Origin of the sequence: Myroides odoratus (assembly GCF_965118575.1) — a bacterium.
GTDB lineage: Bacteria > Bacteroidota > Bacteroidia > Flavobacteriales > Flavobacteriaceae > Flavobacterium > Flavobacterium odoratum_B.
The window spans coordinates 123,040-136,150 of record NZ_CBCPHW010000005.1 but is presented as its reverse complement, the minus strand read 5'-3'; the positions used below and the strand labels follow the sequence as shown (position 1 = coordinate 136,150).

General features: G+C 35.0%; 12 protein-coding genes. 6 read left to right on the top strand and 6 right to left on the bottom strand.

What is annotated here, in order from left to right; genetic code table 11:
* Nucleotides 1-60: 60 nt before the first annotated feature.
* Both ACMHJ2_RS05810 and rho read right to left on the bottom strand, forming a co-directional pair.
* Nucleotides 61-426: a hypothetical protein gene (locus ACMHJ2_RS05810; protein WP_413512019.1), complete on the bottom strand. Its 366-nt coding sequence runs from the start codon at nt 424-426 to the stop codon at nt 61-63.
* Nucleotides 427-555: 129 nt separating this feature from the next.
* The gene (gene rho / locus ACMHJ2_RS05805) at nt 556-2,379 is read right to left on the bottom strand and encodes a transcription termination factor Rho (RefSeq protein ID WP_413512018.1); all 1,824 of its coding nucleotides are present in this window, start codon (nt 2,377-2,379) and stop codon (nt 556-558) included.
* Nucleotides 2,380-2,571: 192 nt separating this feature from the next.
* Here rho and ACMHJ2_RS05800 point away from each other — a divergent pair, with 192 nt between their 5' ends.
* Entirely contained in the window at nt 2,572-2,988 is a 417-nt protein-coding gene (locus tag ACMHJ2_RS05800; RefSeq protein ID WP_413512017.1) for a DUF4293 domain-containing protein, read from the top strand.
* A gap of 43 nt (nt 2,989-3,031) precedes the next feature.
* Here ACMHJ2_RS05800 and ACMHJ2_RS05795 read toward each other — a convergent pair whose 3' ends face one another.
* Together ACMHJ2_RS05795 and ACMHJ2_RS05790 are read right to left on the bottom strand one after the other, a co-directional pair.
* Nucleotides 3,032-3,544: a metallophosphoesterase family protein gene (locus tag ACMHJ2_RS05795; protein WP_413512016.1), complete on the bottom strand. Its 513-nt coding sequence runs from the start codon at nt 3,542-3,544 to the stop codon at nt 3,032-3,034.
* Nucleotides 3,545-3,573: 29 nt separating this feature from the next.
* The gene (locus ACMHJ2_RS05790; protein WP_413512015.1) at nt 3,574-4,854 is read right to left on the bottom strand and encodes a M64 family metallopeptidase; all 1,281 of its coding nucleotides are present in this window, start codon (nt 4,852-4,854) and stop codon (nt 3,574-3,576) included.
* A gap of 216 nt (nt 4,855-5,070) precedes the next feature.
* Here ACMHJ2_RS05790 and truA point away from each other — a divergent pair, with 216 nt between their 5' ends.
* From truA to ACMHJ2_RS05765, 5 genes are all read left to right on the top strand, one after another.
* Nucleotides 5,071-5,808 carry a tRNA pseudouridine(38-40) synthase TruA gene (gene truA, locus ACMHJ2_RS05785; protein WP_413512014.1) on the top strand — a complete coding sequence of 246 codons (738 nt, stop codon included), beginning with the start codon at nt 5,071-5,073 and terminating at the stop codon, nt 5,806-5,808.
* Nucleotides 5,805-7,559: an ABC transporter ATP-binding protein gene (locus ACMHJ2_RS05780; RefSeq protein ID WP_413512013.1), complete on the top strand. Its 1,755-nt coding sequence runs from the start codon at nt 5,805-5,807 to the stop codon at nt 7,557-7,559. Before truA ends, ACMHJ2_RS05780 begins: the two co-directional genes overlap by 4 nt.
* 245 nt (nt 7,560-7,804) lie before the next feature.
* Complete coding sequence (locus tag ACMHJ2_RS05775; protein ID WP_413512012.1) at nt 7,805-9,280, top strand: DASS family sodium-coupled anion symporter; 1,476 nt, start codon at nt 7,805-7,807, stop codon at nt 9,278-9,280.
* 265 nt (nt 9,281-9,545) lie between these two features.
* Nucleotides 9,546-10,937: a dihydrolipoyl dehydrogenase gene (gene lpdA / locus ACMHJ2_RS05770; protein WP_413512011.1), complete on the top strand. Its 1,392-nt coding sequence runs from the start codon at nt 9,546-9,548 to the stop codon at nt 10,935-10,937.
* 141 nt (nt 10,938-11,078) lie between these two features.
* Nucleotides 11,079-11,330: a hypothetical protein gene (locus ACMHJ2_RS05765; RefSeq protein ID WP_413512010.1), complete on the top strand. Its 252-nt coding sequence runs from the start codon at nt 11,079-11,081 to the stop codon at nt 11,328-11,330.
* 16 nt (nt 11,331-11,346) lie between these two features.
* Here the strand turns inward: ACMHJ2_RS05765 and ACMHJ2_RS05760 are convergent, their stop codons facing one another.
* Together ACMHJ2_RS05760 and ACMHJ2_RS05755 are read right to left on the bottom strand one after the other, a co-directional pair.
* Nucleotides 11,347-12,039, bottom strand: a complete 693-nt coding sequence (locus ACMHJ2_RS05760; RefSeq protein WP_413512009.1) for a LytR/AlgR family response regulator transcription factor — start codon at nt 12,037-12,039, stop codon at nt 11,347-11,349.
* Nucleotides 12,015-13,007 carry a sensor histidine kinase gene (locus tag ACMHJ2_RS05755; protein WP_413512008.1) on the bottom strand — a complete coding sequence of 331 codons (993 nt, stop codon included), beginning with the start codon at nt 13,005-13,007 and terminating at the stop codon, nt 12,015-12,017. The genes ACMHJ2_RS05760 and ACMHJ2_RS05755 overlap by 25 nt, the downstream gene beginning before the upstream one ends.
* Nucleotides 13,008-13,111: the final 104 nt, after the last annotated feature.

Sequence of the window (13,111 nt, the reverse complement as noted above, 5' to 3'; positions counted from 1 at the left end):
CCTATTTAGATTTATTTTGATGTGAATTCAATTCGAATTTACCTCAAAAAGAGAGTCTGTTTATTGCATTTTTCTATAATACACATAAACCAACGTAGTAATCAAAAAAATAAGCAAATAAAAATAAAGTGGATTTCCCGTAAATAACCCAATGATTAAAAATAAAAAGGTAGCTATAGCACCCGCTAGTAAGAAATTAAAGGTTTCTTTGTCAATAAAATCATCAAAGTCATCTTCTTCCTCTTTAATTTCCTTTTCTAATTGTTTGGTCTTTTCTTGGAGTTGTGCTCTTTTTTCAGCAAAGGTATTTTTCAAAGATCTCCCTTTGATTTTCACTACTTTCTGTTGGAATGACAGGCGTTTACCATAGCGGTATACCAAGTAGTCCAGCAACAAAACAAGTAAAATAAGCGCAAATTTTATCATTTCAAATCTTCTATCTAAAAGATATATGGCGCAAAAATAGCAACTATCTTTTTACTATCACATAAAAAAATAAAAAAGAGATAGTCCACGGTTGAACTATCTCTTTCTACTTATATTCAAAATCACTAATTATCCTTGAATCTTTGCAAAAAACTCTTCGTTATTTCTGGTATTTTTGATTGAATCGATAATAGAGGTCATTGCCTCAATCGAATTCATATCATCCATTACTTTACGAACCGTCCATGTACGTTGTAAAGCATCTCTATCTAACAATTCATCATCGCGACGTGTACTTGAAGAAGTGATGTCAATAGCAGGGTAAATACGTTTATTCGACAATTTTCTATCCAATTGAAGCTCCATATTACCCGTACCTTTAAACTCTTCAAAAATAACCTCATCCATTTTAGAACCTGTATCTACTAAAGCGGTAGCGATAATACTCAATGATCCTCCATTTTCGATGTTACGCGCTGCTCCAAAAAAGCGCTTTGGCTTTTGTAAAGCATTGGCATCTACCCCTCCACTCAATACTTTTCCTGAAGCAGGCTGTACGGTATTATAAGCACGAGCTAAACGGGTAATAGAATCTAATAAAATCACTACATCATGACCACATTCAACCAAGCGCTTTGCTTTTTCTAAAACAATATTAGCTACTTTCACGTGGCGTTCTGCTGGTTCATCAAATGTGGATGCAATTACTTCTGCTCGAACACTGCGTTGCATATCTGTTACCTCCTCTGGACGTTCATCAATCAATAAAACAATCAAATATACTTCCGGATGATTTGCGGCAATCGCATTGGCTACATCTTTTAACAACATCGTTTTCCCTGTTTTAGGCTGGGCAACAATCATACCACGTTGTCCTTTACCTATAGGGGCAAACATATCCATAATACGCGTTGAAGTTGTACTTCTGTATCCGTCTAATTTGAATTTTTCTGTTGGAAAAATGGGCGTCAAATGCTCAAAAGAAACGCGATCTCTCACGCTTTGTGGATCATGTCCATTAATTTTCAAAACCTTTACTAAAGGGAAAAACTTTTCACCTTCTTTTGGAGGGCGAACCACCCCTTTTACCGTATCTCCTGTTTTTAATCCAAAAAGGCGTATTTGCGACTGAGATAAATAAATATCATCCGGAGATGATAAATAATTATAATCCGCAGAACGCAAGAAACCATAACCATCAGGCATCATCTCCAAAACACCTTCGCTTTCAATAATTCCATCGAACTCATAATCAGGTTCTCTGAAATTATTTTTTTGTTGTGCGTTATTGGATTGGTTTTGATTTCTCTGTTGATTTTTATTGCCTTGCTGATTGTGGTGTTGTTTTTTATTTTCTTGTTCAACCACAGGCTTTTCGCTTACAACTGAAGGCTCAGTTTCGCTTTTTGTAGTAGTATTAGCAACCGGTTGGCGTTGTTCATCCCCTTGACCTTGCTGCTTTTTATTATTTTTAAAGTCGCGTTTTGGAAATTCGCGCTTCGTGTTGTCATTCTTATTTTTTTGTGTAAAATCTTTTCGATTTTCACGAGAATTAGTTGGATCCTCTTTCGCTAAATCGCTATCTTCTGTTGGCTCTTCTCTTAAAGATTCAATAGGCCTATTTCTTGTAGCATCCAACTTATTTTGTTGTTTCCCTTCCATTGGTATTGCACCAACTTCCGATGCTTGTTTAGCTAGTCTTGGACGTTTTGTTTTTTCCGCTGTTGAAGCTTCGACTGGTACTGGTTGCACTACTTCAGCTTGAACCTCTTTTTCTTTTTGCGCAACAGGTTTTGTCATTTTAACTTTAACTTCTTTGGGAGTTTGAAGCTTCAGAATTTGCTCAATTAACTCTCCTTTTTTCAAAGTCGACACCTTAGTCAGATTAGCCTTTTTTGCGATCTCCTGAAGGTCAGAAACCTTCATTTTTTCTAATTGGGAAATGTCAAACATATAAATGTTTATAGATTATAAATAAATGAGTTGTGTTTTAAAAACAAGAATGGAATTTTTGTTAGTAGAAGTGTCGTATTATGAAGTACTTACGACATAACTGTTGCAATAATACGAATTATTTTTAATATTTAATAGGTTTTTCTAAAAAAGAAACCTTACTTTTGTGAGAGTTACAGAAATTTAATCATCATGCTACAGCGAATTCAAACCGTATATATGATTCTAGCCCTTATCGTGTTAGGCGTATTGCCCTTTGTATTTCCATTATGGTACAACGTACAACAAGAGGAAGTTTACTTTATGTTTATTCCTAGCTTTACTATCCTTTTTGGTGTCTGTACAGCTTTAGCCGTGGTGAGTATTCTGAATTATAAAAATAGACAACGACAGTTTGTTTGCAACAGACTGAATATGATATTAAACGTTATACTATTAGGATTATTTATTTATCGAACACTAACTGTATCTGGAGAAGCGTCAGAAATCGTTTCTGAGAAAGGTATTGGGATGTTCCTCCCTGTTGTTTCTATCCTGTTGCTAGTATTAGCAAACAGAGCCATCAAAAAGGATGAAGATCTTGTAAAATCTGTGGATCGTTTGCGATAAACCTAACATCTTAGTTTATTAGTGCGTAAAAAAAACCGAACAATTAAAATTGTTCGGTTTTTTTGTGTTTAGGCCATTCTATAATTTCCAACTCTTTGATCGTTCCTTGATCCAGTACAAAACGCAACATCGTTCGTACCTGATGAAAACCGCTAATCCCCGCCGCACCTGGATTTAAATGCAATACCTCATATTGGGAATCATATTGTACTTTCAAAATATGAGAATGTCCACAGATATACAAACTGGGTTTCTCTTTCAACAATTGATTTTGTACTTGGGTTTTGTACTTGCCAGGATAACCTCCAATGTGAATCATATACACCTTCATCCCTTCACAAACAAATACTTGTTCTTCCGGAAATTCCAACCTTGCTTCTGCATCGTCAATATTGCCATATACGGCACGCAAAGGTTTGTGTTTTTTAATTTCATCTGTTACTTGAAGACTCCCTATATCTCCTGCATGCCAAACCTCATCTGCTTGTTTGATGTATTTCAACATAGCTTCATCGATACAACTATGTGTATCCGACAACAATAGTATTTTTTTCAATCTTTATCCTTCTTATTATTCAACAATACTTAATCGATATAAAAGTGAATTAATGATTCTATCGCTCCTTGACATATCGAACAAAACGCATCGTATTGATTGGTACGCATACGACATTCTAATTCTCCTTTATAAATTCCATTACCTGGCAAACCTTCATACACACCGATTGGATATTTTTTAGCTTGATTCAGCGGTGTTGGAATTGGTGTCCCTTTTTTCAATTGACTTTTCCATTTTGAATCAAAATCCTTTAATGTGGTAATATTTTTTTCCCAAGGCTCTGTTTGCTTGGAAATAAAATCACTTAATACATCTTGTTCGTAAAAATATTCATCCGCTAACCCTGCAAAACTATGACCAAATTCATGCACCACCACGGGTTTAAAATCGGGGTGGCCTGTGGTCGTTAACGTGTATGAATTGTATATTCCCCCTCCTCCATAAACGTTTGTATTCGCTAAAATAATAATGTGCTCATAGGGAATTCCCGCTAAAAGATCATGTACTTTTTTTAAGCGATTAGTCGTTAAATAACGCTGTGAATAAAAAGTATCAAAGTTCGATTCTACCGCTGTTTTTTTCCACTCTCCTGTTCTTGGTACACTGACACCTGAATCTTTAGAACTACTCTTCACAGCAATAAAGTTAAAATGCGCTTTAAACTTTTCGAAAGGTTGATGTTTTAGTATTTCCCCTACCGATACACTCGCTGCTTGCATGAATTGATCCATCTCTTCGTCGGTATAGCCTTCTGCTACTAAAACCACATTAATTGCTTTTTGATTGTCTTGCGCACGATAAATGTATTCATGAGGGGTTATCGCTTGGATTCCCTTATCGTGAATCAAAATATCATTGGGTTGAACCCAATGAGAAAAGGTACTTTTTTCCTTGCCTTGTTCATCAAATAAAACGACTTCTATTCGCGTTTTTTGTTTGGGAAAAGGAACTAAAAAAACATTTTCGAAACTCTTTGTAGTTTTGGTTGCTTCTTCCGTTGATAGCCATTCTTGAAATAGCGTACTAAAACTCGTTGTATAAATCAATTGCTGGGTTGATTCATCGTATAAACGAACTTGTCCATTGCCTCGCAAAGCATTTTCTCCTAAATGGTGTTTTCTTCCAGCCCATGTTGGATAACGAACCAATTCATCTAGCATAATAAACTGTTGATCTGCATTTCCTCCAAAAATATAATCCAATCGCAGGGTTTTATCTTCAAAATACGAATCAAAATCTTGGGCTTGGGCTTTTACCCCCATTCCACCGAAGATTAGGGCTAAGGCAAGTATTTTTATCTTTCTCATGATATCATTCATTTTCAAAAAGTAAAAATAAAACTATTTCCTTGTATTAGGTGCTTATTTTGTTTTAAATCCCTTCGTTTAAACTTCTTTTTGAAGTCTTTGATTTCAATATAAAAACAAAGACTTCAAAAACAGAATGCTATCATTTTTAGCTTTTATCCTGCCCTATCTCTTTATTTTTAAAGTATATTTGTACTCCTAAAAACTGAATTTATTTTGAGATACTTTATCGAATTTGCTTATAACGGTACAAATTATCACGGTTGGCAATTACAACCGAATGCACCTACTGTACAGCAAACTTTAACTGAGGCTATTTCGACTTTATTACGCCAATCCATTGAACTAGTTGGTGCAGGAAGAACTGATGCAGGGGTACATGCAAAGCAAATGTTTGCTCATTTTGATTATGATCAACCATTGAACAAAACCGCTTTGATACAAAAAATGAATTCATTTTTACCTCCGGATATTGTTGTTTATCAGTTTCATGAGGTAGATACTGAAGCCCATGCTAGATTTGATGCAACCTCTCGAACATATGAATATCATCTCCATTTGTTTAAAGACGCGTTTGCACATCCTTTAAGCTATTATCATCATCGTCCATTGGATATCGCTTTGATGAATCAGGCGGCTCAACTCTTATTTGACTATGAAGATTTTGAGTGTTTTTCAAAAACACATACCGATGTCTTTACGTTTAACTGTACCATTTACAAAGCTGAATGGACCATTTTAAACGACAATCAATTGGTTTTTACCATCGCTGCAAATCGCTTTTTGCGCAATATGGTACGAGCGATTGTTGGCACCTTAATCAACGTTGGTTTAAACAAAATTACATTGGATGATTTTAGAACAATCATCGAAAGCAAAGACCGTGGACAAGCTGGTTTTTCAGTTCCCGGAAAAGGCTTATTTTTAACACAAGTAGGTTACCCATATTTATGAAAAAATTAAACTCTATATCCTTACGCAAAACCTTAGCCTACGCCAAACCTTACAAAAATAGATTTCGTTGGGTTGTATTCTTTGCGATTGCGCTATCCATTTTTGCAGCGGCACGTCCGTATATGGTAAAAGAAACGGTAAATAGCTACGTACAGCCTCAAGACCAAACAGGTTTATTAATCTATGTTGGACTAATGGCTATTGTACTTATTTTGGAAGTAACTTTTCAGTTTCTTTTTACGTATTGGGCCAGTTGGTTGGGGCAGGATATTGTCAAAGATATTCGTGAGAATTTATTCAAAAAATTCATTTCTTTTCGCATGCGTTATTTTGATAACGAACCCGTAGGTAAATTAGTTACACGCTCTGTTTCGGATATTGAATCTATTGCAAGTATCTTTAGTCAAGGATTATTTATGATTGTCAGCGACTTATTAAAAATGGTTGTTGTTTTAGGTATTATGTTTTACATGAACTGGAAATTGAGTTGTATTGTTTTACTGGCGATGCCTATTTTACTCTATGCTACCCGCATCTTTCAAATTAAAATGAAAGACGCTTTTCAAGAGGTTCGCGCACAAATTGCCAATCTGAATACCTTTGTGCAAGAACGCATCTCAGGAATGAAAATTGTCCAATTATTTACGCGCGAAGAAATTGAATATGAGAAATTTAAAGAGATCAATGAAAAACACAACCAAGCGTGGTTAAAAAATATTTTATACAATTCCATTTTCTTTCCAATTGCAGATATTGTTTCATCTCTAACCTTAGGGCTTGTTATTTGGTATGGAGGGATGTCTATCGTAAACGGAGATAATCTAACCACTTTTGGTGATTTATTTGCTTATACGATGCTAATCAGTATGCTATTTAATCCTTTGCGCCAAATTGCAGATAAGTTCAATGTTATGCAAATGGGGATCATTGCTGCTGAGCGCGTTTTTGAGGTATTGGAAATGGATGAGACGATTGAAAATAATGGAACCGTTCAGGCTCCTTCCTTCCGAGGAGATATAAGCTTAAAAAATGTTCATTTTAGTTATATCCCTGGCGTTGAAGTATTAAAGGGCGTAAATTTAGAAATAAAAGCTGGACAAACAGTCGCGATTGTCGGATCATCCGGCGCTGGTAAATCAACGATTATCAACTTATTAAATCGCTTTTATGATATCAATTCAGGGGAAATAAAAATTGACAATATTGATATTCACGATTTTGAATTGGCCTCTTTACGCCATCAAATTGCCATTGTATTGCAAGATGTTTTCTTGTTCAGTGACAGTATATTAAATAATATTACGTTACATAATCCAGCAATCTCCCGAGAATTTGTTATTGAATCGGCTAAGAAAATTGGCATTCACGATTTCATTGTTAATTTACCAGGGGGATATGATTATGATGTAAAAGAACGGGGCGTTATGCTTTCATCTGGACAAAGACAATTAATCGCCTTTTTACGTGCTTATGTAAGTAAACCGAGTATTTTAATTCTCGATGAAGCAACGTCTTCTATAGATTCGCATTCTGAAGAATTGCTACAAAAAGCAACCGACTACCTAACCCACAATCAAACGTCAATTATCATTGCCCATCGTTTAGCAACCATTGTAAATGCCGATGTAATTGTCGTTATGGATCAAGGAAATATCGTAGAAAAGGGAACCCATCAAGAACTATTGACCTATGAAAATGGGTATTATAGAAATTTATATGAATCCCAATTTAAAGTTGTAGAATCGGCTTAATATCCCTTCAATCCCATACAAAGAGGTTTGCTTTTTTCAATGAAAGTAAACCTCTTTTTTATTTCCCTCTATCATCCATCCTAAAAGATTAAAAATTCAAAAAAAACTTTCAAAAAAATATAGTTTGGTCTATTTATTGAATGATACATAAGAAGGGATAAGATATTAAATACTAAGCTGTAAACGCTGCTTTATTAGCTTGATTTAAAAGCATCTTACCTCATTACTACTCAAAATGATTGAAGATGGCTTATACATTAGAACCTATCAAACCTATCCCCACTACAATTGCTGTATTACTAACTATTAGTATTTGGTTTTTTATTCCGGTACCAGAAGGAGTAGATCCCAATGCCTGGCATTTATTAGCCTTGTTTGTGGGTACTATCGCTGCAATTATTGGAAAAGCACTTCCGATTGGAGCTGTATCAATTGGAGCCATTGCCTTAGTTGCTGTAACGGGCGTAACCAATCCTGGCAACTCTAAGGCTGCCTTAGTCGATGCGTTAAGTGGTTTTTCCAATGACTTAATTTGGCTTATTGGAATTTCAATTATGATTTCCATTAGTTTATGTAAAACAGGATTAGGCGCGCGAATAGGTTATTTTTTAATTTCGTTATTTGGCAAAAAAACCTTGGGTATTGCTTACGCCCTTGCTTTTGCAGAAACAATATTAGCTCCCGTTACACCAAGCAATACGGCTCGTGGAGGAGGAATTATCTATCCTATTATGCGTTCCATATCCGAAAGCTTTGGTTCGAGTCCTACCCCTGCCTTGAGAAAGCGTATTGGTCGTTATTTGGCTTTAGTCAATTACAATACCAATCCGATTACTTCTGCTATGTTTATTACGGCAACGGCTCCCAATCCTCTAATTGTTAGCCTAATTTATGAAGGAACAGATTCAAATTTTCAGCTATCTTGGGGGATGTGGGCGGTAGCTGCCTTTGTGCCTGCTATTATTTCTTTACTCCTTATGCCCTTAGTTATCTACAAAATATGTCCTCCAGAGATTAAAGAAACCCCCGATGCACCTCTATTTGCCAAGGCTCAACTAAAAGAATTAAAAGCCTTTTCATTGCCTGAAAAAATCACTTTGGGAGTATTTATTCTCTTGTTATTAATGTGGGCAGGTGTTCCCGCTCTACTATTTGGGGATCTTTTTATCATACAACCCACAACGGGCGCCTTTATCGGTTTATCCATTTTACTAGCCACAGGTGTACTTACGTGGGATGATATTCTAAAAAATAAAGGCGCTTGGGATACGATTGTTTGGTTTGCCGCACTTGTAATGATGGCCAGTTTTTTAGGTAAATTAGGTTTGGTTTCGTGGCTTGCGCAAACTGTTGGTGCGGGAATCAATCACTTAGGGGTAAGTTGGGTGGTAGGTACGCTCATTCTTTTACTTGTTTATGTTTATTCTCATTACTTTTTTGCTAGTACAACCGCTCATATAACAGCTATGTTTGCCGCCTTTTTTGCCGCAGGTATTGCTTTAGGCGCACCTCCCATACTATTGGGGCTTTTATTAGGCTCGTCTTCCTCATTAATGATGTCCTTAACGCATTATGGTACAGGTACCGCCCCTATTATATTCGGTGCAGGTTACACCACCCTAACTGAATGGTGGAAAGTTGGCTTTATCCTTAGTGTTGTCAATTTATTCATTTGGATAACGATTGGTAGTTTATGGTGGAAATTCCTAGGCTACTGGTAATTCTCAATTCTATTTAGAGTCGTGTTCATCCGATCGCAAGATTACTAACTTAATCTCACGTTTTTATTTGTACTAAAAAAGAGCAAAACGTGAAAAAATCATAGTATTTCCAAGCATTACTTAACAATATTGTTCTAAAACTCTTACACAAATACCTTGAATTTACAATTCTTTAATTTTCTGTAAATCAACTTTTCAAACCGAAAGTTTCAGGAACGGAAATAATTGATTATTTTCGTAGCGTAAAATATAGAAATACATACATATGAAATTCGATATTATTGTTTTAGGAAGTGGCCCTGGAGGTTACGTTACTGCAATCAGAGCATCTCAATTAGGCTTTAAAGTAGCAGTAGTTGAAAGAGAAAACTTAGGAGGTATTTGCTTAAATTGGGGATGTATTCCTACTAAAGCACTTCTAAAATCAGCACAAGTATTTGACTACTTGAAACATGCTTCTGATTATGGATTGACAATTAATGGCGAAGTTGATAAAGATTTCGACGCAGTTGTAGCACGTTCACGTGGAGTTGCTGCTGGAATGAGCAAAGGTGTTCAATTCTTAATGAAGAAGAACAAAATCGAAGTTATCGATGGATTTGGAAAAGTAAAACCAGGTAAAAAAATTGATGTAACTGATAAAGAAGGAAAAGTAACTGAATATAGTGCGGATCATATTATCATTGCAACAGGAGCTCGTTCTAGAGAATTGCCAAATTTACCACAAGATGGTGTAAAAGTTATCGGATACCGTCAAGCCTTAACTTTAACACAACAACCAAAGAAAATGATTGTAGTGGGTTCAGGTGCCATTGGTGTTGAGTTTGCTTATTTCTATAATGCAATGGGTACAGATGTAACGGTTGTAGAGTTTATGCCAAATATCGTTCCTGTTGAGGATGAAGATATCTCTAAACAATTCGAGCGTTCATTGAAAAAAGCGGGAATCAAAGTGATGACAAATGCTTCAGTAGAAAAAGTAGACACAACTGGAGAAGGTGTAAGAGCTACAGTAAAAACTGCTAAAGGAGAAGAAATCATTGAGGCAGATATCGTTTTATCAGCGGTTGGTATCAAAACAAATATTGAAAATATCGGATTAGAAGAAGTGGGAATTGCTACAGATAGAGATAAAATCTTAGTTAATGATTTCTACCAAACGAATATCCCTGGATACTATGCAATTGGAGATGTTGTTCCTGGACAGGCTTTAGCACACGTTGCTTCTGCAGAAGGAATTTTGTGTGTTGAAAAAATTGCAGGCCACCATGTTGAACCTTTAGATTACGGTAATATTCCAGGATGTACGTATGCGACACCAGAAATTGCTTCTGTTGGTTTAACAGAGAAAAAAGCAATCGAAGCGGGTTATGAAATCAAAGTTGGTAAATTCCCTTTCTCTGCTTCTGGAAAAGCACAAGCAAGTGGTACACCTGATGGATTCGTAAAAGTAATTTTCGATGCCAAATACGGAGAATGGTTAGGCTGTCACATGATTGGTGCTGGTGTTACAGATATGATTGCTGAAGCAGTTGTAGCTCGTAAATTAGAAACTACAGGATATGAAATCTTAAAAGCGGTTCACCCTCACCCTACAATGAGTGAAGCGGTAATGGAAGCTGTTGCGGATGCATATGGAGAAGTTATCCACCTATAAGCTTATAAAAAAATCCAATAAAAAAAAGTCTGTCGAAAATCGACAGACTTTTTCTATTTTATAAATATCCTTTGCACTATTTTTTTGATAAAACAACATAATTCACTATATTTAAGTCAGTTAAATTCAAATATAGGTAGTATGAATCGTTTTTCAATCGCTTTATTGAAGCGTATATCCTTCTTATTACTGGTCATTGGGATGATCGTAGTCGTTCAAACTATTGATCAATTATTAGATAACCAAACTTTAAAAATTGAATCCCTAGTAGTTGCCTTTTCTTGTTTTACCCTTAGCCTGCTAACACAACGCAAACTAAAAAAAAGAAGAAGTACTTCTTATGTATTGGAAAAATATAAAGGAACTAGATTCAGTACTATTAAAGTATGGTAGCGCTCTTATTACCTTACTATTCAATTAAAATTTGATATTTTCTTCCAACAGGTATTTCAATATTAGCATACAAGGTTACTTTGCCCAATTCTTTTTTCCTAATTTGCTTGCGATTGACAATATAGGAACGATGTACTTGTATAAAGTAATCGGATAATTCTGTTTTTATACTAATTAAAGATCCATAGACAAAATAACTCTTATTGCGGTTCTCAACGAAAATTTTAATATAATTTCCTGCACTTTCAATAAATAGAATTTCATCCATATCAATAAGAACTTCTATTCCATCTTCCTTAATTTTAAGTATGTTATATTTAATTTCAGCAGTTAACTCACTTTTATTCTTACAAAATATTTTAGCTTTTTCAATTGCCTTTACAAACTTGCTAAAAGAAATGGGTTTTAACAAATAATCAACGGCATCTTTTTCATACGATTCTAAGGCAAAATCAGAATAAGCTGTAGTTATAATTGTAATTGGTTTCACCGTTAACATATCCAAAAACTCCAAACCAGAAATCAAAGGCATATTGATATCTAACAATAAAATATTCACTTCATTCTTTTGCAGAAATACCAAGGCCTCTTTACCAGAAAAAACACTACCTACACATTCCAACTCCTCACATTGATTGATATGACTAATTAATACTTGATGTGCTGGTTTTTCGTCATCAACTATTAAACATTTGTATTTAATCCCCATAATATAAGTTTAGCTTTGTATATATTTTTGCATTCTTCAACTTTAAATTTAGCTTGTACCTGAGATACTTCCAATCGTCTTTGTAAATTACTCAATCCTAAACCTGTTCCTTTTCGTTGTCTGTCTTTAGGGAGACAACTATTAGTTATCTCAAAATACACCTTTCCATTCTCTTCTTTCCAATGAAGGGCAATAAAGGGATTTTCTGTCTGTAAACTAAACTTTACGGCATTTTCAACCAAACTAAAAAACAAAAGTGGAGGTACATTATACGCTTCTAAATCTCCTTGATATGCAATATCAACAACCAAAGAATCACTTGTGAATTTATAGTAATCCAGGTATTCATTGACAAAATCAATTTCTAATTCCAAACGCACCTCTTCCTTTTTACTTGCTTCAATTTGATAGCGAAACAAATGAGACAATTGCAAGATTCGATTGGGCGTGTCTGAAGGATTTGTAAGTGCCTCCCCATATAAATTATTCATGGCATTCAATAGAAAATGCGGATTTAATTGCATTTTTAAAAACTCCAACTCTGCCACTGTATTTGCTAGTTTTCGTTCACGAAGTGTAATATTTTGAAAAGCCCATTGGTGAATAAAATAGGTTCCCGTGCCCAAAATAGTAAAAAATAAGGTATTGATTACCTCTATGATCAAAGACTTGAATTCGCCAATATACAAGGCATATTGACTCAAACAAAACACACCAAAAACCAGATAGATCAAAAACCACAATAAAAAAGAATCATATTTTTTCGTTAGCAAAAAACGCTTGATGATATATACATTATTGATGTAAATCAAAAAATAGATCAATGCTATTGCAGGAATCATTTCTACCAGTACCTCTTTGATACTTTTATTGCCAAGACCCGTATATTGAAGAAATCCAAAAATCAAACACAGCGTTAGAAGCCCAAAGATATTTCGATACCATATATTAGAATACCATCTCCACATTTCAATACATTTAAGGACTAAAGATACTTAATACAGCCTATTGACTGCAAAAAACTTATATAAAAACCATTAAGATAATAAAGTACATCTTTTATCGTTTCAAT

What these genes read in the sequence shown, in the direction of transcription:
- ACMHJ2_RS05810 (WP_413512019.1), bottom strand. Translation starts at nt 426, where the DNA reads ATGATAAAATTTGCGCTTATTTTACTTGTTTTGTTGCTGGACTACTTG.
- rho (WP_413512018.1), bottom strand. Translation starts at nt 2,379, where the DNA reads ATGTTTGACATTTCCCAATTAGAAAAAATGAAGGTTTCTGACCTTCAG.
- ACMHJ2_RS05800 (WP_413512017.1), top strand. Translation starts at nt 2,572, where the DNA reads ATGCTACAGCGAATTCAAACCGTATATATGATTCTAGCCCTTATCGTG.
- ACMHJ2_RS05790 (WP_413512015.1), bottom strand. Translation starts at nt 4,854, where the DNA reads ATGAGAAAGATAAAAATACTTGCCTTAGCCCTAATCTTCGGTGGAATG.
- ACMHJ2_RS05780 (WP_413512013.1), top strand. Translation starts at nt 5,805, where the DNA reads ATGAAAAAATTAAACTCTATATCCTTACGCAAAACCTTAGCCTACGCC.
- ACMHJ2_RS05775 (WP_413512012.1), top strand. Translation starts at nt 7,805, where the DNA reads ATGGCTTATACATTAGAACCTATCAAACCTATCCCCACTACAATTGCT.
- lpdA (WP_413512011.1), top strand. Translation starts at nt 9,546, where the DNA reads ATGAAATTCGATATTATTGTTTTAGGAAGTGGCCCTGGAGGTTACGTT.
- ACMHJ2_RS05765 (WP_413512010.1), top strand. Translation starts at nt 11,079, where the DNA reads ATGAATCGTTTTTCAATCGCTTTATTGAAGCGTATATCCTTCTTATTA.
- ACMHJ2_RS05760 (WP_413512009.1), bottom strand. Translation starts at nt 12,039, where the DNA reads ATGGGGATTAAATACAAATGTTTAATAGTTGATGACGAAAAACCAGCA.
- ACMHJ2_RS05755 (WP_413512008.1), bottom strand. Translation starts at nt 13,007, where the DNA reads ATGTGGAGATGGTATTCTAATATATGGTATCGAAATATCTTTGGGCTT.